We start from the raw sequence: 916 nt of genomic DNA, 5'->3' as shown, positions 1-916 counted from the left end.
AATTTACGCCCAAATATGTGGGCTCGCACGATTCGGTCTATTTAGGTGTTCTGAAAGGCTTGTATATCGCTGGTGGTGGCGTGAAGCGTACCTTTGAGAGCTTGCCGAGTGAAACCAAAGAACAACTGAGCGTGATTTATACAACCGCAGGTTATACCCCTCATGCTATTGCAGTCTCGAATGAGGTAGATGAAGAGATGGCTTTGGCATTGCGAGCGGCGATCTCACAACTCAATGAGGATCCCAAAGCACAGGAGAGCTTCGCTTTACTCAATATTGATGGATTGCAATTGGCGCAAGACCAAGATTGGCAAGACGTCGTCCAATTGGGCATTTCGAGATAAGTGGGCGCCTTATGACGCTGCGTTCAAAAACGATAATCGGCATTGCACTCATCGAAGCACTCGCGCTCGGTGTACTTATCATCAGCGGCCTCAACTGGTTTAAAAGCTCGAACGAGACCAGTCTCGAAGTTGGTAGCCAGAATTTGGTGAGTGTGTTTGCTCAAGCTTCGAGAGACGCGGTAATCGCGACGGATCTGGCGTACTTAGACAGCTTTGCACGCTCTGTCGTAAGTGAGCACAAGTTGGCTTACATCCGTATCGTCAATCAAGATGGCATCGAACTTACGCTTCAAGGTGATTACACAGGCGTTGACACCAATGTTCGTCCTTTCGATGCAAGCGACGGTGTTTATGACGTGGCGAAAGCAATCACTTTAGGCGATCAGACTTTTGGCGTGGTAGAAATGGGTGTTCACGTCGAGCATGTTCATCAAATGCTTTCGTTTGCGACTCATGCGAGTTTGGTGATTGCCTTTGTCGAAATGTCGCTGGTGGCGCTGTTTTCATTTGCGCTAGGCAGCTACTTGATGAAGCGTCTGGATCTTCTCCGCACTGGAGTAATAAAGGTTTCA

Annotated in this window: 1 protein-coding gene and 1 pseudogene; both read left to right on the top strand. The window is 48.4% G+C overall.

All coding sequences use genetic code 11. The features are described from left to right. A partial coding sequence (locus R7Z77_RS24515; RefSeq protein WP_318136948.1) for a PhnD/SsuA/transferrin family substrate-binding protein occupies window positions 1-344 on the top strand: 344 nt, incomplete at its 5' end. A gap of 11 nt (window positions 345-355) precedes the next feature. After that, a pseudogene (locus R7Z77_RS24510) lies at window positions 356-916 on the top strand (hybrid sensor histidine kinase/response regulator); the annotation flags it as partial.

This window comes from Vibrio sp. 1401, from assembly GCF_033340295.1.
The sequence above is the reverse complement of the archived record's forward strand: the minus strand, read 5'-3'. Positions and strand labels throughout refer to the sequence as shown.